Origin of the sequence: Streptomyces uncialis (assembly GCF_036250755.1) — a bacterium.
GTDB classification, from domain to species: Bacteria; Actinomycetota; Actinomycetes; order Streptomycetales; family Streptomycetaceae; genus Streptomyces; species Streptomyces uncialis.
The window spans coordinates 7,246,009-7,266,846 of sequence record NZ_CP109583.1; the positions used below are offsets into that span (position 1 = coordinate 7,246,009).

Annotated in this window: 21 protein-coding genes; 14 read left to right on the forward strand and 7 right to left on the reverse strand. The window is 73.8% G+C overall.

The genetic code is table 11. From position 1 onward, the window contains the following. The first annotated feature begins 200 nt into the window (after positions 1-200). Positions 201-1,700, forward strand: a complete 1,500-nt coding sequence (locus tag OG711_RS30290; RefSeq protein WP_329561680.1) for a hypothetical protein — start codon at positions 201-203, stop codon at positions 1,698-1,700. A 20-nt stretch (positions 1,701-1,720) separates the two neighbouring features. Here OG711_RS30290 and OG711_RS30295 read toward each other — a convergent pair whose 3' ends face one another. Continuing rightward, positions 1,721-2,134: a VOC family protein gene (locus tag OG711_RS30295; protein WP_329561682.1), complete on the reverse strand. Its 414-nt coding sequence runs from the start codon at positions 2,132-2,134 to the stop codon at positions 1,721-1,723. A 346-nt stretch (positions 2,135-2,480) separates the two neighbouring features. Here OG711_RS30295 and OG711_RS30300 point away from each other — a divergent pair, with 346 nt between their 5' ends. The 3 genes from OG711_RS30300 (at position 2,481) to OG711_RS30310 (ending at position 5,782) form a co-directional block, all read left to right on the forward strand. Continuing rightward, positions 2,481-4,079, forward strand: coding sequence for an ABC-F family ATP-binding cassette domain-containing protein (locus OG711_RS30300; RefSeq protein ID WP_073790672.1), 1,599 nt, complete (start codon positions 2,481-2,483; stop codon positions 4,077-4,079). A gap of 543 nt (positions 4,080-4,622) precedes the next feature. Continuing rightward, on the forward strand, positions 4,623-4,847 hold the full coding sequence (locus OG711_RS30305) for a helix-turn-helix domain-containing protein (protein WP_178391074.1): 225 nt from the start codon (positions 4,623-4,625) through the stop codon (positions 4,845-4,847). Between the two features lie 143 nt (positions 4,848-4,990). Then, positions 4,991-5,782 (forward strand): enoyl-CoA hydratase/isomerase family protein, encoded by a 792-nt coding sequence (locus tag OG711_RS30310; RefSeq protein ID WP_329561685.1) that lies wholly within the window; start codon positions 4,991-4,993, stop codon positions 5,780-5,782. Positions 5,783-5,968: 186 nt separating this feature from the next. Here the strand turns inward: OG711_RS30310 and OG711_RS30315 are convergent, their stop codons facing one another. Beyond that, positions 5,969-6,811, reverse strand: a complete 843-nt coding sequence (locus tag OG711_RS30315; RefSeq protein WP_329561687.1) for a nucleopolyhedrovirus P10 family protein — start codon at positions 6,809-6,811, stop codon at positions 5,969-5,971. 93 nt (positions 6,812-6,904) lie between these two features. Between OG711_RS30315 and OG711_RS30320 the strand changes: the two genes are divergently transcribed. From OG711_RS30320 to amaP, 5 genes are all read left to right on the forward strand, one after another. Continuing rightward, positions 6,905-7,396, forward strand: a complete 492-nt coding sequence (locus tag OG711_RS30320) for an Asp23/Gls24 family envelope stress response protein (RefSeq protein ID WP_099283529.1) — start codon at positions 6,905-6,907, stop codon at positions 7,394-7,396. Between the two features lie 94 nt (positions 7,397-7,490). Then, positions 7,491-7,682 (forward strand): hypothetical protein, encoded by a 192-nt coding sequence (locus tag OG711_RS30325; protein WP_073790662.1) that lies wholly within the window; start codon positions 7,491-7,493, stop codon positions 7,680-7,682. A gap of 2 nt (positions 7,683-7,684) precedes the next feature. After that, positions 7,685-8,029 (forward strand): Asp23/Gls24 family envelope stress response protein, encoded by a 345-nt coding sequence (locus OG711_RS30330; RefSeq protein ID WP_099283562.1) that lies wholly within the window; start codon positions 7,685-7,687, stop codon positions 8,027-8,029. Beyond that, positions 8,026-8,727 carry a DUF6286 domain-containing protein gene (locus OG711_RS30335; RefSeq protein WP_329561691.1) on the forward strand — a complete coding sequence of 234 codons (702 nt, stop codon included), beginning with the start codon at positions 8,026-8,028 and terminating at the stop codon, positions 8,725-8,727. The genes OG711_RS30330 and OG711_RS30335 overlap by 4 nt, the downstream gene beginning before the upstream one ends. Beyond that, positions 8,724-9,311 carry an alkaline shock response membrane anchor protein AmaP gene (gene amaP / locus OG711_RS30340; protein ID WP_266513919.1) on the forward strand — a complete coding sequence of 196 codons (588 nt, stop codon included), beginning with the start codon at positions 8,724-8,726 and terminating at the stop codon, positions 9,309-9,311. The genes OG711_RS30335 and amaP overlap by 4 nt, the downstream gene beginning before the upstream one ends. 935 nt (positions 9,312-10,246) lie before the next feature. On the opposite strand, the gene OG711_RS30345 is transcribed toward amaP, so the two are convergent. From OG711_RS30345 to OG711_RS30365, 5 genes are all read right to left on the reverse strand, one after another. Then, complete coding sequence (locus tag OG711_RS30345; RefSeq protein WP_266513916.1) at positions 10,247-11,002, reverse strand: SDR family oxidoreductase; 756 nt, start codon at positions 11,000-11,002, stop codon at positions 10,247-10,249. Between the two features lie 67 nt (positions 11,003-11,069). Beyond that, positions 11,070-11,867 (reverse strand): SURF1 family cytochrome oxidase biogenesis protein, encoded by a 798-nt coding sequence (locus OG711_RS30350; protein WP_329564151.1) that lies wholly within the window; start codon positions 11,865-11,867, stop codon positions 11,070-11,072. 95 nt (positions 11,868-11,962) lie between these two features. Then, positions 11,963-13,012, reverse strand: coding sequence for a DEDDh family exonuclease (locus tag OG711_RS30355; protein WP_266513913.1), 1,050 nt, complete (start codon positions 13,010-13,012; stop codon positions 11,963-11,965). Positions 13,013-13,183: 171 nt separating this feature from the next. After that, positions 13,184-15,784, reverse strand: a complete 2,601-nt coding sequence (locus tag OG711_RS30360; RefSeq protein ID WP_329561695.1) for an MXAN_6230/SCO0854 family RING domain-containing protein — start codon at positions 15,782-15,784, stop codon at positions 13,184-13,186. 192 nt (positions 15,785-15,976) lie between these two features. Then, on the reverse strand, positions 15,977-16,510 hold the full coding sequence (locus tag OG711_RS30365) for a DUF7848 domain-containing protein (protein ID WP_073790645.1): 534 nt from the start codon (positions 16,508-16,510) through the stop codon (positions 15,977-15,979). Between the two features lie 92 nt (positions 16,511-16,602). Here OG711_RS30365 and OG711_RS30370 point away from each other — a divergent pair, with 92 nt between their 5' ends. From OG711_RS30370 to OG711_RS30390, 5 genes are all read left to right on the forward strand, one after another. Further along, the gene (locus OG711_RS30370; RefSeq protein WP_266513906.1) at positions 16,603-17,754 is read left to right on the forward strand and encodes a helix-turn-helix domain-containing protein; all 1,152 of its coding nucleotides are present in this window, start codon (positions 16,603-16,605) and stop codon (positions 17,752-17,754) included. Between the two features lie 54 nt (positions 17,755-17,808). After that, a complete protein-coding gene (locus OG711_RS30375; RefSeq protein ID WP_073790640.1) occupies positions 17,809-18,138 on the forward strand; it encodes an antibiotic biosynthesis monooxygenase family protein in 330 nt (109 codons plus the stop codon). Positions 18,139-18,254: 116 nt separating this feature from the next. Then, positions 18,255-18,995, forward strand: coding sequence for a VIT1/CCC1 transporter family protein (locus tag OG711_RS30380; RefSeq protein WP_073790638.1), 741 nt, complete (start codon positions 18,255-18,257; stop codon positions 18,993-18,995). Between the two features lie 177 nt (positions 18,996-19,172). Beyond that, positions 19,173-20,105 carry a sterol desaturase family protein gene (locus tag OG711_RS30385; protein ID WP_329561699.1) on the forward strand — a complete coding sequence of 311 codons (933 nt, stop codon included), beginning with the start codon at positions 19,173-19,175 and terminating at the stop codon, positions 20,103-20,105. Beyond that, entirely contained in the window at positions 20,102-20,827 is a 726-nt protein-coding gene (locus OG711_RS30390) for a lysoplasmalogenase (RefSeq protein ID WP_405674196.1), read from the forward strand. The genes OG711_RS30385 and OG711_RS30390 overlap by 4 nt, the downstream gene beginning before the upstream one ends. The last annotated feature ends 11 nt before the right edge of the window (positions 20,828-20,838 follow it).

Below are 20,838 nucleotides of genomic sequence, written 5' to 3' on the forward strand. Positions count from 1 at the left end.
ACGCGGCCCCGGCGGCACCACCGCCACCCATACCCCCCTGCGGTAACGCGCACCTCGTACGGGGCCCGTGCGGGCACCTCCGGCCGCGCCTTCCGTTTCTCCTCTCTCGAACACGGCACGAACCACGGGACAGGGGTTCGCTGTCTACCCGCGTGGCATTCCGTTTGGGTTTTCCGACCGTCAACCGGAAGACTGCACCCGTGACGTCCCGTATCCCGCGCGACTCCAGGCTCCGACTCGTCCGTCCGCGCCCCCTGGCCGCCGCCACCCCGGCGGTCGGTGAGCGACGCACCCGCCGCCCCGCACCCAGGCCCCCGGAAGGCACACCCGCGCCCTCCGAACTGGCCCGCACGGCCCGTGCCGGCCTCGCCGGCGCGGTCCGGGTCGCCCGCTGGGCCGACACCGAACTGCGTCCCGGCGGTGACCTCACGGGGCCCCGGAGGAACCCCGCCCCCGGCCTGCGCGGCGCCCCGGCGCCGACCGCACCGGCCGCCTCGGGCACCCCACACAACTCCCTCGCCACCACGCCCGACGGCGGCGGCAACCTCTCCGACCCCACCGCCGAACGCGCCGCCGCCGAACTGGGGCTGTCCGCGCGTCAGATCCGCGCCGACTGGGACACCGCCCGGCTCGCCGGACTCGTCGAGGTGCACGGCGACTACGCCCGCCCCGGCTGGCGGCTGCGCGCCTGGGACCGGGACGACGCCGCCGTGCTGCGCGGCTGGGTCGCCCTCTTCGACGCCTGGTCGCTGGCCCACCCCGCCCCCGGCGGACTCGACCCGGCGGCCGTCGCCGAGGCCGTGGAGGCGATGCCCCAGGTGCTGTCCTTCCTCCAGCTCTCCGCCGGACCCGTCCCCGTGCCGCAGCTGCTGGACCTGCTGGAGCAGCGCGTCACCGAACTGCGCACCGAGCGCTGCGAGATCCCCTACGGTCCGCGGCCCGAGCCCCCCGCGCCCGACGCCCGCGCCGCCGCCACCGCGCTGCCCGCCCTGCTGGACTGGGCCCTGCGCGCGCTCACCGCCGTCGGCGCGCTCACCTGCGCCCCCGGCCAGGCCACCCTCACCCCGCTCGGCAGCTGGGCGGTGTGGGTCAAGCTGGAGCAGATCTGCGTGGCCGCGCAGAGCCAGGCCGGGGGCAACATCGAGCAGTCCGCCGAGGACATGCTGCGCGGCTGCGCGCGGCTGCGCCCCGGTGACGCCCGCGCCGAGTACCGCGCGTGGCTCGCCGCCCGGACGGTCTCCAGCGCGGTCACCGAACTCGTCGGCGCGGCCCGGGGCGAGGACGCGCTGCTGCGCGGGCTGGCCTTCGAGGCGCTGCGGGTCGTCGGCGCCCCCGCCGAGTCGGAGGTCCGCCAGGTCCGCGACGAGCCCTCGCTGAGGCCGTACGTCCTGCTGTGGCTGGCCGAGATAGAGGGCGTCGACCCCGAGGACACCCACACCGTCCTCACCCATGACGAGGAGACCTGGCTCTGGGTCGACACCGCGGCGGCCGTCGCCGACCACGGTGAGGCGCAGCTGCTCGTCCGCCATCTGGAATCCGCGCGGCAGCCCACGGTCCCGGCGCTGCTGGACGACATCCGCAAGGTCGGGCATCCGCGTACGGTGCAGGTCCTCGTGGCACTGGCCGCCGCCCATCCCGATCCCGCGCTCGCCAAGGCCGTGCGCCGCGCGGCCTTCCAGGTCCACACCGGGGGAGGCTGACCCGCCCCGGACCCGCCGGATCACCCCCCGATCGCGGGGGCGTACGTACCGAAGCTCCACAGATTGCCCTCGGTGTCCCGGGCCAGGTAGTCCCGCGAGCCGTAGTCCTGGTCCGCCGGGGGCGTCACGATCTGCGCGCCCTGCTCCACGGCCCGCCGGTGGTGGGCGTCGATGTCGTCCACCACCACGTACGTCCCCGACGGGCCCGCGCCGGACATCGCCTGGTCGAACCGGCCGCCGCGGCCCTTGGAACCGAGCATCACCGCGCCGTTCCCGTGGGCCAGCTCGGCGTGCGCGACCCGGCCGTCCGCCCCCTCGTGGACACTCACCACCGTGAAGCCGAACGCCTCCGTGAGCTGCTTGATCGCCGCGTGCGCGTCGGCGTACAGCAGGGACGGGTAGACGGTCGGCGGGGTGCCGTTCGCCGCTGCCATGGGACTCCTCCTCGGTCGTGCGGCACCGGGCCGCTCCCGGCGCCTCCGCGAGCGGAAACCGGACTGTCACTCAGTGTGACACCGGCCACTGACAGTGACCTCCTGAACGGCCGCCGTCCCGCCCGTCCGCTCCGCCCCGCGCCCCGCCGAGATCTCCGCACGACCCCCGCCGAGACCCTGCCGCGACCCCCGCTGCGGCTTCCCGCCAAGGCGTCCGGGGCCCGATCGGGAAATCCGCTTGCGTACGCCCGTTAGAATTGCTCCATGGCTGTTCTCCTCGTGCATTAGACGGCGTCACCCGCCCTCGCCGCCCACCTCGCCGTCCACCCGCCACAGGAGTACGTCCGTGATCACCGCCTCCGGTATCGAGCTGCGTGCCGGTGCCCGCATCCTCATCGAGTCCGCGACCTTCCGTATCGCCAAGGGCGACCGCATCGGCCTGGTGGGCCGTAACGGCGCCGGCAAGACCACCCTCACCAAGGTTCTCGCCGGGGAAGGCCAGCCCGCCGGGGGTACCGTCGCCCGTTCGGGCGAGGTCGGCTACCTCCCGCAGGACCCCCGCACCGGCGACCTCGACATGCTCGCCCGCGACCGGGTGCTGTCCGCCCGCGGCCTCGACACCCTGATCCGCAAGATGCGCGAGAACGAGCAGCGCATCGCCGTCGGCCAGGGCGCCACCCGCGAGAAGGCCATGCGGCAGTACGAGCGGCAGGAGACCGAGTTCCTCACCAAGGGCGGGTACGCCGCCGAGGCCGAGGCCGCCACCATCGCCGCCGCGCTCAACCTCCCCGACCGGGTCCTCGGCCAGCCGCTCCATACGCTCTCCGGTGGCCAGCGCCGCCGGATCGAGCTGGCGCGCATCCTCTTCTCGGACGCGGACACCCTGCTCCTGGACGAGCCCACCAACCACCTCGACGCCGACTCGATCGTCTGGCTGCGCGACTACCTCAAGACGTACCGCGGCGGCTTCATCGTGATCTCCCACGACGTCGACCTCGTGGAGACCGTCGTCAACAAGGTGTTCTACCTGGACGCCAACCGGTCCGCGATCGACGTCTACAACATGGGCTGGAAGCTGTACCAGCAGCAGCGCGAGGCCGACGAGAAGCGCCGCAAGCGCGAACGGCAGAACGCCGAGAAGAAGGCCGCCACGCTCAACGCCCAGGCCGACAAGATGCGCGCCAAGGCCACCAAGACGGTCGCCGCCCAGAACATGGCCCGTCGCGCCGACCGGCTGCTGGCCGGTCTCGACGCCGTCCGCCAGTCCGACAAGGTCGCCAAGCTGCGCTTCCCCGACCCCGCGCCCTGCGGCCGGACCCCGCTCACCGCGGAAGGCCTTTCCAAGTCGTACGGCTCGCTGGAGATCTTCACCGATGTCGACCTGGCCATCGACAAGGGCTCCCGGGTCGTCATCCTCGGACTGAACGGCGCGGGCAAGACCACCCTGCTCCGGCTGCTCGGCGGGGTCGAGAAGCCCGACACCGGCGAGGTCGTCGAGGGCCACGGCCTCAAGCTCGGCTACTACGCCCAGGAGCACGAGACCCTCGACCCGGAGCGCACGGTCCTGGAGAACATGCGCTCGGCGGCTCCCGACCTGGACCTGGTCCAGGTCCGCAAGACGCTCGGCTCGTTCCTGTTCTCCGGCGACGACGTCGACAAGCCCGCCGGTGTGCTCTCCGGCGGGGAGAAGACCCGGCTCGCCCTCGCGACGCTCGTGGTGTCCTCCGCCAACGTCCTGCTCCTGGACGAGCCCACCAACAACCTCGACCCGGCCAGCCGTGAGGAGATCCTGGGCGCGCTGCGCACCTACAAGGGCGCCGTCGTCCTCGTCACCCACGACGAGGGCGCCGTGCAGGCGCTCCAGCCCGAGCGGATCATTCTCCTCCCCGACGGTGTCGAGGACCTGTGGGGCGCCGACTACGCGGACCTGGTCGCCCTCGCCTGACCCCGCCCGCCCGGCGCCCACGCGCCCGGCCCGCCGACCGCCGCCCGCCGGACCTTCCCCGGCGGGCGGTTTCCGTTCCGGCCCGGGCCCCCGGTCCCCGACCCGGACCGCACCGGCCGGTCCGGTCGGACAGCGCCTGGCCACCCCGGACCGGGCCGACCCCGACCCGTGCCGCCGCCCCCGGAGGGCGTGGCCGCTCGATGGGTGATCCAAGCAGTGATCCACCGCGTATGGATCATTCGGCCCAGCGGTGATCCATCAAAGGTGTGAGATCGCCTAGTGCCGTGGTGCGCCCTACACCGATCCCAGGGAGCGGACCCGTCCCTTCCACTTCCGCCCGGCATCGCCGTTCTGACCTGCCGATTCCCCGCCGATCGGCTGCCAGGGGGTGTGAAAGCCCGAGCGGAGGCAAAGATTCCCCTCGTGTGGATCGCTTCCCAATCGGCCTCCGATGTCGTACTGACCTTGCCGAATGGGTGGCCAGGAAGCCGAAGAGGGGTGATCATGAGAAGTCCAGAGCGCACTTCCCATGAGGAGGCACGGGTGGCCGAGACTCTGAAGAAGGGCAGCCGGGTAACCGGCGCCGCGCGCGACAAGCTCGCGGCAGACCTGAAGAAGAAGTACGACTCCGGTGCGAGCATCCGGGCACTGGCCGAGGAAACCGGCCGCTCGTATGGATTCGTCCACCGGATGCTCAGCGAATCCGGCGTCACGCTGCGGGGACGCGGCGGGGCGACGCGAGGCAAGAAGGCGTCCGCCGCGGGCTGAGGTTCCGGCGGCTCCACCGGTTCCGGTGTGGCCACCCGGTCGGCTTCCGGGCCGACCGGGTGGTTACTGTGCAGTCACTTAAGGGTGCGGCCGTGCGTGTTACGGTCCCGCACCCTCCGGACGGCACACCTCGGAGGCGCTCCATGACGTCGGTGGAACCGGTACTCGACAAGGACGGCGTACGGCTCGTCGTGACCGATCGGACCGCGACGGTCACACTGACCGGCCCGGCCCGGCGCAACGCGCAGAGTCCCGCTCTGTGGCGGGCCCTGGTCGAGGCCGGACAGGCCCTTCCGGGTGCCGTCCGTGTCGTCGTGCTGCGCGGTGAGGGTCCGTCCTTCTCCGCGGGACTCGACCGGCAGGGGTTCACCCCGGAAGGCTTCGACGGCGAGCCGTCGTTCCTCGATCTCGCGCGCGGCACCGACAAGGAGCTGGACGCGGCGATCGCCGGGTACCAGGAGGCCTTCACCTGGTGGCGGCGGACCGACCTCGTGACCATCGCCGCTGTCCAGGGCCACGCCATCGGCGCGGGCTTCCAGCTGGCGCTGGCCTGCGATCTGCGGATCGTCGCCGAGGACGTGCAGTTCGCCATGCGCGAGACCGGGCTCGGTCTGGTGCCCGACCTCACCGGCACCCATCCCCTGGTGGGACTCGTCGGCTACGCGCGGGCCCTGGAGATCTGTGTGACCGGCCGCTACGTCCAGGCCGCCGAGGCCGAACGGATCGGCCTCGCCAATCTCGTCGTCCCCGCCGACCAGCTGGACGCCGCCGCGAGCGACCTCGCCGCCGCGCTCCTCGGCGCGCCCCGGGACGCCGTCATCGAGACCAAGGCTTTGCTCCAGGGCGCGACCCGTCGCGGCTACGAGGAACAGCGCGCCGCCGAACGCGCCGCCCAGGCCCGACGGCTCCGCGACCTGGCGGGCCTCGGCGACTGACCCGCCCCCGCCCCGGGTTCCTCAGCCCCCGGCCCCTCGTCCGCCGTCCTGGCCGCCGGATCCCGTGCGTCGGGGTCGGGCCCCCGGGGTCCGGGCCGCCGGGTCCGTGCATCCGGTCCGGCGCATCCGGTCCCGTGCATCCGGCGGTCCCGTGCGTTCGGGCCGGGTCCACCGGGCCGGGGCCGGTCAGGGGTCCAGCGCGGTCACCAGTACCGCGACCGTCGGGCGGTCCGGTGCCGCGTCCGTGACCGCCCGGCGTACCGCGCGCACCACGGCCGACGGACCGGCCGCCACCGACAGGGCCAGCTCCACCCGTACATGCCGCCGCGGCAGCGCCGCCGCGTCCCCGTCGCCCGGGTGCTCCGCGATCCGTACCGGGGCGGCCCGGCCGCCCAGCGCGCCGGTCAGCCGGGTCACCCCGGGCACCGCCGCCGCCACCGCGCCCAGCCGCCCCGCCTCACCGTCCGATTCGTCCCCGGGCGCTCCGTCCGTACCCGCGTCGTCCCCGGCCCGCGGTCCCGTACCGGCGCCGCTTTCGGCTCGTCCGTCAGCCGGGCGTTTCTCCGGGCCGTCCCCGTCCGGGTGACCGCCGTTCGCCGCGCCGTCCGGGTGATCCGGGGCCAGGACCCCGGTCACCCGGAGGTCCACCTCCGTCACCGCCAGCCCCAGTGATCCGGCCGCCGCCGCGAGCGCCGTACGCACCCCGGCCACCGTCACGGGCAGCGGGGTGTGCAGTGTCGCGGCCAGCTCCGCGGTGATCCGCAGCGGGCCCGGCGGCACGGCGCCCGGTGGCGCCACAACCGCCGGTTCCCGGGCCGTTCCAGGGGCATCGTCCGAGGTCACGGGGGAGGCCGCGGCGATCCGCAGTGCTCCGAGGCGTACTCCCGACCGGGTGTCCAGTGCCCGTCGCAGTGCGCCGCGCGCCGCGGCCTCCGTCACCCAGGCCCCGTCACCCGGTCCGCCCAGCGGCAGCAGTCTGCCGAGGCCGAGCTGCTGCCTTACCACCTGTGTCCAACCGTCAGCGGTCATCGCCCCAGCCTGCCGTATCCCCGGCGCGCCACCCGGCAACCGCGCTTAGTGTGGATTGCAGGACCACGACTCCGGTGAGAGGGACGAACGGCGATGACCGAATCCACGCAGCGGAAGGGCCCGGACAATCCGGCGCAGTCCTCGAACGAGCAGCGCGAGTCGCTGCGCAAGCAGAGCGGGGCCAGGAAGAGCGGCGATCCGGCCACCCGGGGCCGCACCACCATCGCGGACGGTGTGGTCGAGAAGATCGCCGGACTCGCCGCCCGTGATGTCGTCGGTGTGCACGCCATGGGCAGCGGGCTGTCCCGGACGTTCGGCGCCGTCCGCGACCGGGTGCCCGGCGGCACCAAGTCCGTGTCCCGAGGGGTCAAGGCCGAGGTCGGCGAGGTCCAGACCGCCCTCGATCTGGAGATCGTCGTGGACTACGGCGTGGCGATCGCCGAGGTCGCCCGCGCGGTACGCGAGAACGTCATCACGGCGGTGGAGCGGATGACCGAACTGGAGGTCGTCGAGGTGAACATCGCCGTCAGCGATGTGAAGCTCCCCGACGAGGAGGACGACGAGCCGGAGTCACGGCTCCAGTGACACCCCCGAGGACCGCCGCCCCCGGCGGACCCGGGGCGCGGCCCGGTCCCGTCCCGGACCCCCGCAGCAGCGCACAGGCGCAGAGGAGCGCACGATGAGCATGGCCGTGGTCGGCTTGATCGCCGGAATGGCACTGGGCTTCGCCGGTTACTTCGGCGGCTTCGGCGCCTTCCTGCTGGTGGCGGCGCTCGGCGCCGTCGGTTTCGTGGCGGGCAGGTTCCTGGAGGGCGACCTGGAACCGGGTGACTTCTTCCGTTCCCGTTCCCGTGGCGACCGGCGGGGGTGACGGTGCCCGCTCAGGTCGTCGACGCCGCCGAGCGCGGCGCCACCGCGATCGCCGACCGGGTCGTCGCGAAGATCGCCGCGCAGGCCGCCCGTGAAGCACTGACCGGACTGCCCCGCGCCGCGGCCCCGCCGCACGCCACGGTCGTCGTGCACAAGGACAGCGCGCGGGTCCGGGTCGTCCTCGAACTCGGCTACCCCTCCGACATCGGCGCCCAGTGCGGTGCCGTACGCCGCCAGGTCGCCGAACGGGTGCGGACCCTGGCGGGGATGACGGTGCCCGAGGTCACCGTCCAGGTGGAACGGCTGCACTCACCGCTGGACAGCGGTACCCGGGGGAGGACCCGATGAGCGAGCCCCACGAGCCCGCGAAGGCTTCCGCCAAGGCGGGTGCGGGCGGGTCCGCCGGTGGCGGTGCGGGTGCCGGTGCGGGTGCGGATGGTGGTGCGGGCCCGGTGTCCGTGCTCGATCCGTCCGGCGACGACAGCGCGTACCCCGCGTCGTCCGCGCCCCGCCGCTTCTGGTCGCCGCGCCGGGTGCCCGCCGGGATCGTCGCCGCCCTGCTCGTCGCCGCCGCCGGTCTCCTCCTGTACGACATCGCCGCCGTACGCGCCGGACGACCCGCGATGCACTGGCGGCAGGTCCTCGGCCGGGAACTCGCCGAACGTCCCCTGGACGATGTGTGGGTCCTTGTCGGCGCGGGTGTCGCGACGGCGCTCGGCCTGCTGCTGCTCGTGCTCGCGCTCACCCCCGGCCGGCGCGCCCTGCTGCCCATGCTGGGCGCCGACGACGCCATGCGCGTGGCGCTCGACCGCCGCGCCGCCGCGATGGTCCTGCGGGACCGGGCCGCCGAGGTGTCCGGGGTGCAGTCCGTACGGGTACGGGTGAAGCGCCGCAAGGCGCGTGTCCGTGCCGTCTCGCACTTCCGCCCGCTGGACGACGTCCACACCGATCTCGACTCCGCGCTCGCCGACGGCGTCCGCGAACTGGGCCTCGCCAGGCCCCCGTCGCTCGACATCCGGGTGCGGCGGCCCGGCAAGAAGGGGTGAGGCCCGTGCTCAGGACCGTCGACCGTGTGCTGCTCGGTCTGCTGGGGCTCGTCCTGCTGATCGCCGGGGGCAGCGTCCTCGCGATCGGCCTCGGGGTGCGCCCGCCCTCCTGGTGGCCCTACGAGGATCAGCACGACGTCCTGCTGAGCGCGGCCCGGCGGACCCGCTGGCGCGACGAGGGCTGGTGGTGGCCCGTGGTGATCGCGGCGCTCGCCGTCGCGGTGCTGCTCGCCCTGTGGTGGCTGTCGGCGGTGCTGCGCAGACGGCGTCTCGCGGAGGTCCTGGTCGACACGGGGGACGGCGAGGGCGCGGTGGTGCGGGGGCGCGCGCTGGAGTCCGTCCTGGTGACGGAGGCGGAGGCGCTGGACGGGGTCGACCGGGCGGAGGTGCGGCTCGTCGGCCGGCGGGGTGAGCCGGGGGCACGGGTGCGGCTCGTGCTGGAGCCGCACGGGGTGCCGCGGGATGCCGTGCGGCGGCTGCACGGGGAGGTGCTGGCGGGGGCCCGTACCTCGTCGGGGTCCGCGCGGTGGCCCTCCACGGTGCGGATCCGGGCGGTGAAGCACCCCCCGGAACGCGTGACCTGACGGGTCGCCTTCGCTTGCGCTTCCCAGGTCCGTCCGGCGGGACGTACTCCGCTGCTGTGCCGTCGCTCGTGGGGTGCGCAGTTCCCCGCGGGTCGCCTTCGCTTGCGCTTCCCGGGTCCGTCCGGCTGGACGCACTTCGTTCCTGTGCCGTCGCTCGTCGTTTTTGCGCAGTTCCCCGCGCCCCTGGATGCTGCCCCTGTTCGTCGCTCTTCGGGTGCGGGCCGGTTCTCGTTTTTGCGCAGTTCCCCGCGCCCCTTTGGGGCGCACCCGGTCGGTTCTTAGGGTCGGTGCCGGTCGGGATTCTCCGTCCTCGATCCGACACGCTCGGTAAGTCGTTCCGTGACCCGACTGAAGAGCATCGGAGTCTGCGGGCAGAGATTCCCGCCCACCCCCTCCCGCAGCAGCGCGGGTCCGCGAGGAGGGTGCTTCCGCAGACGACGGACAACAGCGAGGCGCCCCCAAAGGGGCGCGGGGAACTGCGCAAAAGACGAGGACGGCGCCGCACTCGAAGAGCGACCGCAAGGGGGCAGCATCCAGGGGCGCGGGGAACTGCGCACCCCCGTCCTGACCCGTACGGGAACGGGTACGTCCAGGTGGGGAACCCCAGGGGCGCGGGGAACTGCGCATCCACGAACGACCCGCGCGAACGGGGTGCGCCTACCGGGGCTGACCCAAGGGGCGCGGGGAACTGCGCGAAGACGAGGGCGGCGACGCACTCGAAGAGCGACCGCAAGGGGGCAGCATCCAGGGGCGCGGGGAACTGCGCAAAAACGACGAACGACGGCACAGGAAACAAGTACGCCCAGCACAGGGAACCCAGGGGCGCGGGGGAACTGCGCACCCACGAACGGCCCGCACGGGAACAAGTACGTCCAGCCGGACGGACCTCGGAAGCGCGAGCGAAGGCGACCCGCGCCCCCTGCAACCCGGGCTGGTCAGAAGCCCTTGCGGGCGCCGCCGTCCACCGGGACCATCACCCCGGTGAGGTAGGACGCCGCGGGCGACAGCAGGAACGCGGCCACCCGCCCGAACTCCTCGGGCGTCCCGTACCTCCGCAGCGGGATCTGCGACTCGAACCCCAGCCGGGTGGCCCCCGGGTCCGCGGACAACGCGTCCAGCTCCCGCACCCGGTCCGTATCGATCCGCGACGGCAGCAGCCCCACCACCCGCACACCCCGCGGACCCACCTCGTCCGCCAGCGACTTCGCGAAGCCCGCGAGCCCGGGCCGCAGCCCGTTGGAGATGGTGAGTCCGGGGATCGGCTCGTGCACGGACGCCGATAGGACGAACCCGATGACCCCGCCCTCGCCCAGTTCCCGCGCGGCGGCCCGCGCGAACCGCACCGCGCCGAGGAAGACCGACTCGAACGCCGTGCGCCACTGCTCGTCCGTGTTGTCGTCGAGATGGCCGGGCGCGGGCCCGCCGACGCTGATGAGGATGCCGTCGAAACGGCCGAACCGCTCGCGCGCGGCCCCGATCAGCCGCTCCGGCGCATCCGGGTCGGCGTTGTCCGCCGCGAGCCCGACAGCCCCCGGCCCGAGGGCCGACGCGGCCTCTGCGGCACCCCGCTCGTCGCGCCCGGTGACGATCACCTTGGCCCCGTCGGCGATCAGCTCACGGGCGCTCGCGTTGCCGAGCCCCCGGGTCGCCCCGGTGACGACGTACACACGGTCCTTCAGTCCAAGATCCATGGCCCTATCCTGCCCCGGGAACCCGCCGGGAGTCAGTACGGGAGCCGGGGTGTGAGGACGGGACGGGTCAGACCGGGACGGTGGCGGGGGCGTCCTCGGACGAGGTGGCAGCCGCCTTGGCCGCCGCCTGGTCCCGCAGTTCCCGGCGCACCAGGATCACCCAGCCCACGGGCACCGCCGCGGTGAACAGCCACCACTGGACGGCGTACGCCATATGCGCGCCGATCCCGCTGGAGTCGGGGGCGGGCAGCAGCTCCGGGGTCCCGTTCGCGGGGGCGGGCGAGGCCAGCTGGACGAAGCCGCCGAGCACCGGATCACCGAGGGTCGTGGCCATCTGCGCGCTGCCGATCAGCATGACCATGCCGTCGGGGAGGCCCTTGAGGTCCTTGATGCCGCTGGTCGAGGTGGTCTCGTCGGGCATCAGCCGCCCGGTGACGTTCACCTCGCCGCGCGGGGGCGCGGGGATCGGCGGGACCTTGTTCTGCGGCCCGTTCGCCTCGATCCAGCCCCGGTTGACCAGCAGCACCTTGCCGCTGTCGAGGACCAGCGGGGTGACCACATGCACCCCGACCCGGTCGTCGGCGTTGGTCCGGCGGCGTACGACGACCTCGTGCTCCGTGTCGTACCGGCCGGTCGCCGTCACCTGGCGGTAGCGCTCCCGCTCGGACACCTTGTGCCCCGGGGAGGTCAGCTCCTCGGCCGGAACGGGGGCCGCCTCGATCGACGTCGCGATCCGTTCGTTGCGCGCGACCCGGCTCTCGTGCCGGTGGAACTGCCAGAAGCCCAGCTCGATCATCACGGGGATGAGGACGAGGGCGAGGAGGGTGAGGATCACCCACTGCCGGGACAACAGGAAGCGGTACACCCCACGACCGTACAACTCGGCCATGGGGCGATCGTCGCCAGGGGGCCCCGAGCGGGCCCGGTCACCGTCCCGCCCCCGCCGGCCGGTGGGAGGCGTCACCCGCCCTGAGGCGGGGGAGTGCCGGGCTTCGGCGCGGCCGGTGCCACGTCGAGGAGGAGCTGGCCGAAGGCGGCCTCGTCGATCACGGGGGTGCCGAACTGCGCGGCCTTCGCCGTCTTGGAGGTGCCCGACCCGGGGTCGTTGGTCACCAGCAGGCTCGTCAGCCGGGACAGGCTCGTCGCGATGTGCAGCCCCGCCTCGACGGCCCGGTCCTCCAGCAGCTCCCGGTCGACGGAGGTGTCCCCCGAGAACGCCACCCGCATGCCCTGCCGGAGCGGCTCGCCCGGGACGTACCGCCCCGGGTTCGGATACGGGCACGCCGGGCGCTTGCGCGAGGGCCGCCAGCTGCCCGCGCCGTACGAGGAGCCCCCGGCGCGCGCCCCCGGCGAACCGCCGCCGTACGACGCCTGGCGGCCGATCACGGGCGTCGCCGGGCTGTCCGACCACTCGGTGAGCGGACGGCACTCCAGCAGCGGCAGCCGCAACCCGTCGCGGGCGGCGGCGCGCAGACTCGGGCGGAACGCCTCGGCGAGCACCCGCGCGTCGTCCAGCGCGTGGTGCGCGCGCTGCTGGACGACCCCGAAGTGCGCGGCCAGCGACGCCAGCTTGTGGTTGGGCAGCGGCAGACCGAGCTCCTTGGAGAGCGCGATGGTGCACAGCCGCCGGCGCACCGGGGCGGTGCGCCCGGCGCGGGCGTACTCGCGGGCGATCATCGACCAGTCGAAGACGGCGTTGTGCGCGACGAGGACCCGGCCGTCGAGGCGGGAGGCGAACTCCTCGGCGATGTCGGCGAACAGGGGTGCCCCGGCGAGCGCGGCGCTCGTCAGCCCGTGGATCCACACCGGGCCCGGGTCCCGCTGGGGGTTCACGGTGGTGTACCAGTGGTCCTCGACGTCACCGCGCGCGTCGAGGCGGTACACGGCGGCGGACACGATCCGGTCGTCGCGGGCGAGGCCCGTCGTCTCGACGTCGACGACCGCGTACCCCTCGGGATACGCGGTCGGCCACTCGGGCGGGTGCGCTGCGGTCGTTCGGTCGTCGAGCATGGTCAACGAGGATACGTCCCGGGACTGACACTCTGTCCGCCACCACCCGTGTTCGGGCGGCAAACGCCCCTCGCGCGCGGGGGGCGCACAACTCCGCAGGACATGTGTCCACTTGGCCCGGTCGGAGTCCGTGGCACATCGGCGGCCGTACGGGTGCCCCCGTACGGCCGGTCAGCGCAGCGCCGCCACCAGGTCCTGGGCCGCGAGCTGCTCCAGCCCGCAGCCGTCGACCGGGCCCGGGAGCAGCCGGTACACCTCCCCGGTCACGTCGTCGGGCGCGAGGTCGCCGCGCACCAGCGCGCACAGGACCCGCTTGCCCCGCGCGTGGGCCGCGGCGAGCTTGTCGACATCCTTGCTCGGGAGCCGTCGCTGCGGGGTGCCCACGTCGCGGATCCGGGCGGCGAAGGCGGTGACCGTCTCCCCGGCCTGACGCCGGTAGTGCCACAGTTCGTCCGTCCCCTCGGGGCGCGGGTCGCGGTGGATGACGGCGACCCGCTCCGCGCGGGCGGCGGCGTGCCACACGGCGAGGTCCCACAGGGTGGTGCGGCCCCGGCCGAAGGACTCCGTCAGATCCCGTCCGATCCGGCCCAGGTCCCACCGGTGGCGCTCCACGCTGTGATAGCCCTCGGACGCCGGGAGATGGACGTCCGTCCACAGGCACGTCCGCCGTTCCAGGTCCACCAGCATCGGCAGCAGGATGCGTGAGCTGCCGGCCAGGTCGAAGCGCTGGCGCACCGCGCGCGGGTCGAAGCGGGCGTCGCGTCCCACGCGCGGCAGGGCCATGAACCCGGCGAAGGCGTCCGCGAGCTCGTCGAAGGGTGTGTTGTCGTAGGCGAACACGACCGGCACGGCGTAGCGGACGCCCGCCGCGCCGAGCGCCACCGGGTCGAGGTCCACGTACTCGGAGGAGCCGTTCGGCCGGGGCGCGGAGGTCAGGTCGCCGGAGTGGGTGGCCGCGTCCCGGAACCGCAGCCTGGTGTAGTCGCACAGCCCGAGGTACTCCCAGCGCGCGTCGTAGAACGCCACGGAGAGGTCCAGGTCGACGGCTTTGTGACCGTCCTGCATCCAGTGCAGGAAGAGCCGCACGATCTGTCCGTCGGGCAGCGGTCGGGTGCTCCCGCGCGGGACCCGGATCAGGGACCGGGCCGCCGCCCGCTCGGCGCTCGGCACCGCGAGGTCGGCGAGGTCCGTGTCCAGGACGGCGAGGTCCACCCGGGACGCCGCGGACAGCCGTCGCAGCAGTTCGGTCTCCAGCAGCGCGCACGCGCGCGTGGTGACGGCTTCCGGCAGTGGCGTCCTGGTGTCGTCGGTGCTGTACGACCGGGTGACCCGGCCGCGGGGCAGGAACACCCGACGCCCGGCGGGCAGATGACGGGCCCGCAGCTGTCCGTACGCGCTGAGCAGCGGCCCCGTACCGGCCTTCGGAAGCGTCTCACGCAGTACGTCCGCGACGCGGTCCGCCGCCTTCGGGTCGTCGGAGGTGAGCCGCAGGAGGTGGTCGAGCCTGCGGACGAGTTCACCGGGCCGGCGTGCCAGCAGACCGACGGCGGTGCGGGTGTCCCGCGCGCGGAGCGCGTCCTCCAGCCGGGCGCCCCAGGTGCGGGCGCGTACCCGGGTGCCCTCGACACGGACGGCGTCGGGGTGTTCGGACGCGGTACGGCGCAGCGCGGCGCCCAGCCCGTCGTCCGTCAGCTCCGTGCCCCGCAGGACCGCGCACGCGAGCGCGGCCCTCGGGTGGCGCTCGTGGCGCTCGTAGGGGTGCAGCAGTTCCGCCGCGCGCTTCCAGCCGGACGGGTGCCGGGACATGTCCTCGACCAGCGCCCGCGTGGGCAGCGCGTCCAAGGCCGCCAGCAGTTCGCGGCGCAGCGGACGCGGCAGGGTCCGCAGCCGTACGCGCGGGGTGACCTCACCGAGGTCGGCGCCGCCGCCGGACCACACATGCAGCAGGCGCAGCACATCGGTCGCGGTGGTGAGCCGGGCGGCGAGCAGCGGCCGGACCGCGTCCCGGGTCGCGGGCTTCCGCAGCAGGGTGCCGAGCACCAGGGCCTTGGTCTCGCGTACGGGGATGTCCTCGGGCAGCCAGTCGGGCGTGGTGGGCGCGTGGGCGAGCAGGACGGCCAGATCCTCCCGGTCCTCCGGCGACAGCGGCGTACGGCGGCCCAGCAGCCGTCCCAGGGCCCGCGCGCTGTCGGCGGCGGGGTCCGTGGCGAGGGCGAGCGGCTGGAGGGGGCCCTTCACGGGCGCGGGCGGCGGGCCGTCGGCGGGCGTGGTGGGGCGCAGGAAGGGGTCGGCGGGGTCGATCCGGCGGTGGCACAGCGGGCAGCCCGAGTAGTCGGCGCCGTCCCAGCAGGACCGGCACACCAGGTGGGCGCACGGCGCGACCGGGTGCACGACGCCGGTGGTCCCGCACAGCACGCACGGCTGCTCGGGCGTCTGGAGCAGCAGCGCGAACACCCGCCGTACGTACAGCTCGTGGGTGTTCTTCGGCACGGAGTGCGGGAAGCCGCGGAACAGCGGGGTGTGGGTACGGTCGGCGCCGGTCAGCCGGTCGAGATCGCGCAGCAGCGCCATGCCCTGGCGCCGCAGTCCCCGGCGGTCCAGCGCGGCGAGCGCGGCACGCAGCGGAGCGGTGAGCACATGGCCCCGCTCCAGCAGTTCCGCCTCCAGCGCGACGAGCGGGAGGTCCTCCGACGGGCGTCCGGGACCGGACCCCGTGGTGGCGACCTGGACGGTGCGCAGACGCCGGAGCAGGACGAAGGAAAGCGTGGTCATGGTGGGTCCCCCGGGATATGACGAAGCGGGGGCGGAGAGTGCGCGCACTACGGTTCTTTTGCAGAGAAGTAGAAGGAAGCACGCCGCGGAGCCGCCCCCGCGTCCCTGAGTCTACGAGGGCGCGATCACCGGGCACCAGCGGATTTCCCCGCCCCGCAACGCGCCCTTTCCGCGCGGGCGGTGCCCCTGGGCTCAGCGCCAGCAGTACGTGCCCGAGTCGACGACCGCCCCGCGGTGTCCGTCGCCGGGGTCGTGGCCGGGCTCGCGCTCGCACAGGACCATGAGGTCCGACAGATCCCGTCCGGTGACCTCACGGTACGACGCCAGCATGTCGCCTGGCAGCCTTGTGACGGCCCCGCACAGCCCCTCCAGCGGGCCGGGAGGGGCGGCCGGGGCGAGCGGCTCCTCGGCCCCGTCCACACCGACCACGCGCCAGAACCCGACCGTCTCCGCGCGGTAACGCAGGTGCCCCGCGCTGACGTCCGCGTGCGCGGTGGCCCACGCGTCCACCACGTCGACACGGTCCCAGGCGGCGGCGGGGGAGCGCGCGCCGCACGCCGCGCACACGAGCTGGAGCACCGGCGCCTCGGGCACCCCGGGCCCCTCGTCACTGACGAGGAACCGCCGTGCCCAGCGGACCTCCCCGGTCCGCCCCCGGGCCGGGCCGGCCACGGCGCTCGCGGGCGCGGCTTTCTCCGGCTTGTCGTCCGTCAGGTGTTGTGTCATGCGGCGCACCTCCGTCGGTGGTTGGTCCACCCAGATTCCCGCCCGCCGGAATTCCCCGCCAGTGGCCTCGTGTAGGCCAGGTGTAGGCCACAATGGAGGCTGTGCGAAATGTAGTCGGCGCCAATATCAAACGCCTCCGGGAACAACGGAATTGGTCGCAGGCCCATCTCGCCCGGCGCATATGCATCGCGGCGGATGTGGCAGGTGATCCGATCGGACGACAAGAGGTAAGTCGCTACGAGAACGGGCGCCGGACCCCGAGGGAGTGGCTTCCCTTCGTGGCCCAGGCGTTGAACGTCTCGGTGCACACCCTCACCGAACCCTGCTCGGCCCCGGGCCCCGCCGCTGAGGACAGCGCGGACATCACGGAGCACGCCCGTGCCTCGGTGGCGCATCTGCTGGACCACGACAACCGCTTCGGGGGCGATCACGTCGCCACCGCGGCCGTCCAGGTCTGGCGGAGCGGACAGCGCACCCTCGACACGAGCAGCAAGCAGCACCTGGCCGCGATCGCGGAACTCGCGGAGGTCGCGGGCTGGATCCTGTTCGACGCCGACCGGCAGGACGAGGCCCGGCACGCACTGCTGGAGGCGCATATGTACGCCCGGCTGGCCGGTGACGGTCCGCTCCAGTGGTTCGTGCTCGACCTGGTCGCGATGCACAGCCTCCACACCGGCAGGACCGCCGAGGCCCTCAGCATCTCCGACGAGCTGCTCACGCGCCCCCGGGTGCCTCGCCGAGTGGCTCTGATGGCCCAGATCCGCCGGGCGACGGCACTCGCGCACGCGGGCGACCGTTCACGCGCGCTGGCGGCCATCGAGACGGCGACCGGCGGATTGCAGGACTCGGTGCACGAGAGGGACCCCGCGTGGACGTGGTGGATCGACGAGGGGGAGGTGGCCCGTCACCACGGCGAGATCCTGATGTCGCTCGGCGCCACCCGGGCCGCGCTCCCCGAACTTCATCACGCGACTCTGGTCGAGCCGGGGGAGGGCCGCCGCAAACTCGGCCACGCCGTGGCCGAGCTGACCGCGCTCGTGGCCCTGGGGGCCTGGCACGAGGCCGAGACGGCCCTCACGGAACTGGTCCTGCCGCTCGGCCATGTGTCCTCGTCCCGCATCCGCCACCGCCTGGGCACGACACTGAGACACATGGAACGGTACGCACCCCCCTGGCTCACCACCCTGGCCAGGGACATCACCCCGACCGTGCCACGAGCCCGGCGGGAGCCACAGGAGCGATGAGAGCGCGCCGACCCCCCGGCACGGGCGACCGGGCCGCAGGGCAGGATGGGGGGTATGAGCATCGTGAAGATCAATGTCCTCACCGTCCCGGCGGAGCAGCGTGAGGTGCTGGAGCAGCGGTTCGCCTCGCGCGCGGGGGCCGTGGAAGGGTCCGACGGGTTCGAGTGGTTCGAGCTGCTGCGCCCCCTTGAGGGCACGGACGACTACCTCGTGTACACCCGCTGGCGGAGCGAGGAGGACTTCCAGAAGTGGATGGACGGGCCCATGCGGTCCGCCCACCGGGACGGCGCCGCCGCGGGCGGTGAGCGGCCCAAGCCCGCCGCCTCGGGGTCGTCCGTGTGGTCCTTCGAGGTCGTCCAGCAGGCCGCGCCCAAGCAGGGCTGAGGTCCGCGCCCACATCACGTTGCGGGCCGGGTCCCGGGCCCACCTGAGCCGAGGTCCGCGCGGCACGCCGGGGCGCGTTCCCCCTGCCGCGGGGCCCGGGGTGAGACGCTCCGCGCGTGAGCGAACCGACGACCCCCGGTGGCGGCCCGCCGCCCGCGCCGCACGCCGAGGCGCACGGCGGTGCCCTCGGCGGTCGGCTGAACTGGCTGCGGGCCGCCGTCCTCGGCGCCAACGACGGTGTCGTGTCGACGGCCGGTCTGGTGGTCGGTGTCGCGGGCGCCACGAGCGACCGGGACACCCTGCTGACGGCGGGGCTCGCGGGGCTGCTCGCCGGGTCGCTGTCGATGGCGGCGGGCGAGTACGTGTCCGTGTCGACGCAGCGCGACTCCGAGAAGGCGGCGATCGCCCAGGAGCGGCGCGAACTGCGGGACGAGCCCGACGAGGAACTCGCCGAACTGACCGGACTGCTCGCCGCGCGGGGACTCAGCCCCGAAACGGCGCGGGAGGCGGCCCGTCAGCTCACCGCACGGGACGCGCTGCGCGCACACGCGCGCGTGGAGCTCGGCATCGACCCCGACCAGCTCACCAACCCCTGGCACGCGGCCTGGGCCAGCTTCCTGGCGTTCACGGTCGGCGCGCTCCTGCCGCTGCTGGCGATGGTGCTGCCGCCCGCCGACCGGCGGCTCGGTGTGACCGTCGTGTCGGTGCTCGCCGCACTGGTGCTCACCGGCTGGTCCAGCGCCCGGACGGGCGCCTCCGACCCCCGGCGGGCCGTCGTACGCAATGTCGCGGGCGGCGCGATCGCCATGGGCGTCACCTACGCCGTGGGGTCGCTGCTGGGTGCCAGTGGGATCTGATCCGGGGCGACGGCTGTCCTGTGCGCCCGTGTCCTGTGCGCCCGCGCGCGTGTGTGCGGTGGGCCCGCCGTGCGGGGCAATTGGCGGAGGTGGACAGAACTCGCCCCCTACCGGACGGTAATACTTGTGGGTAACCACGTCTGGTGGTGACCCCGAGCGGGCCCTTACGGTGCACGCATGCCCCATCTGCCCGATGTCGTGCTGTGGTCGATACCCGCCTTCGTGCTGCTCACCGTCGTCGAGATCGTGAGCTACCGGCTGCACCCCGACGAGGACGCGGCGGGCTACGGCACCAAGGACACCGCCACCAGCGTCACCATGGGCGTCGGCAGCATCGGCTTCGACCTGCTCTGGAAGATCCCCGTCGTCGCGATCTGGACCGCCCTGTACGAACTCACCCCGCTGCGGGTGCCCGTCCTGTGGTGGACGATCCCGCTGATGCTGCTCGCGCAGGACTTCTTCTACTACTGGTCGCACCGGGGCCACCATGTCGTCCGCGTGCTGTGGGCGTGCCATGTGGTGCACCACTCCAGCCGCAGGTTCAACCTCAGCACCGCGCTGCGCCAGCCCTGGACCAGCCTCACCGTATGGCCGTTCTATCTGCCGCTGATCCTGTGCGGGGTGCACCCGGCGGCGCTGGCGTTCTGCTCGTCGGTGAACCTCATCTACCAGTTCTGGGTGCACACCGAACGCGTGGGCAAGCTGCCCCGGGCCGTCGAGTACGTGCTCAACACCCCGTCCCACCACCGGGTCCACCACGCGTCCCAGGGCGGCTACCTGGACCGTAACTTCGGCGGCATCCTCATCGTCTGGGACCGCCTCTTCGGTTCCTTCGCGCCCGAGACCGAACGGCCGGTCTACGGGCTCACCAAGAACATCACCACCCACAACCCGCTGCGCGTCGCCACCCACGAGTACGCCGCCATCACCCGCGACCTCCGCGCCGCCCGTAGCTGGGGCGACCGCGCCGGACACCTCCTGCGGGGCCCCGGCTGGCAGCCCCCGGCCCCGGAGCCCGCCACCCTCCCCACGGCCCGTACCGGCCCCGCCGAGCCCCCGGCGCACCCCGCCACCGCCCCCGGCGGCACCACCCCCGAAGGACCCGCGTGATCCAGCACCTCACCCCCGCGACCGTGCACGGCGACCGGCGCGCCACGGCCGCCCGCGTCCTGCTCCTCGGCTACGGCGTCGCCGCCGGCGCCGACCTGCTGGCCCTGCTCGCCGACGCCCCCACCGGGCACACCGTCTTCAAGCCCCTGCTGCTGCCGCTGCTCGCCGCGTACGCAGCCGTCAGCGGCGGCCCCCGGCTGCTGACCGTCGCGCTGCTGTTCGGCTGGGGCGGAGACGTGATGCTGCTCCTCGACGCCGACCTCGCGTTCCTCGCCGGGATGGGCTCCTTCGCGCTGGGCCACCTCTGCTACCTGGTGCTCTTCGCGCGCCACGGCGACCGGCCCGCCGACCGCCGCGCCCGCGGTTGCCGTACCGCCCTCGGCGTGGCGTACGGGGCCGCCCTCGTGGGCACCGTGGCGCTGCTCTGGCCGGATCTGCCCGCCGAACTGCGTGTCCCGGTGGCCGTGTACAGCCTGCTGCTCACCGTGACCGCGTTCCGCGCGGGTGCCCTCGGCCTGGTCGCGGGGCTCGGCGGCGCGCTCTTCCTGCTGTCCGACACCCTCATCGCCACCGGCATCGCCGACTGGCCGCAGCTCCCGCGTCCCGACCTCTGGGTGATGCTGACCTATATCGCCGCGCAGTTCCTGCTGGCCACCGGGGTGCTCCGGGCCTTCGCCGCGCGCGGGCCCGGGACCCGGCCGTACCGTGGGAAGCGCACCTGAACGGCGGTATC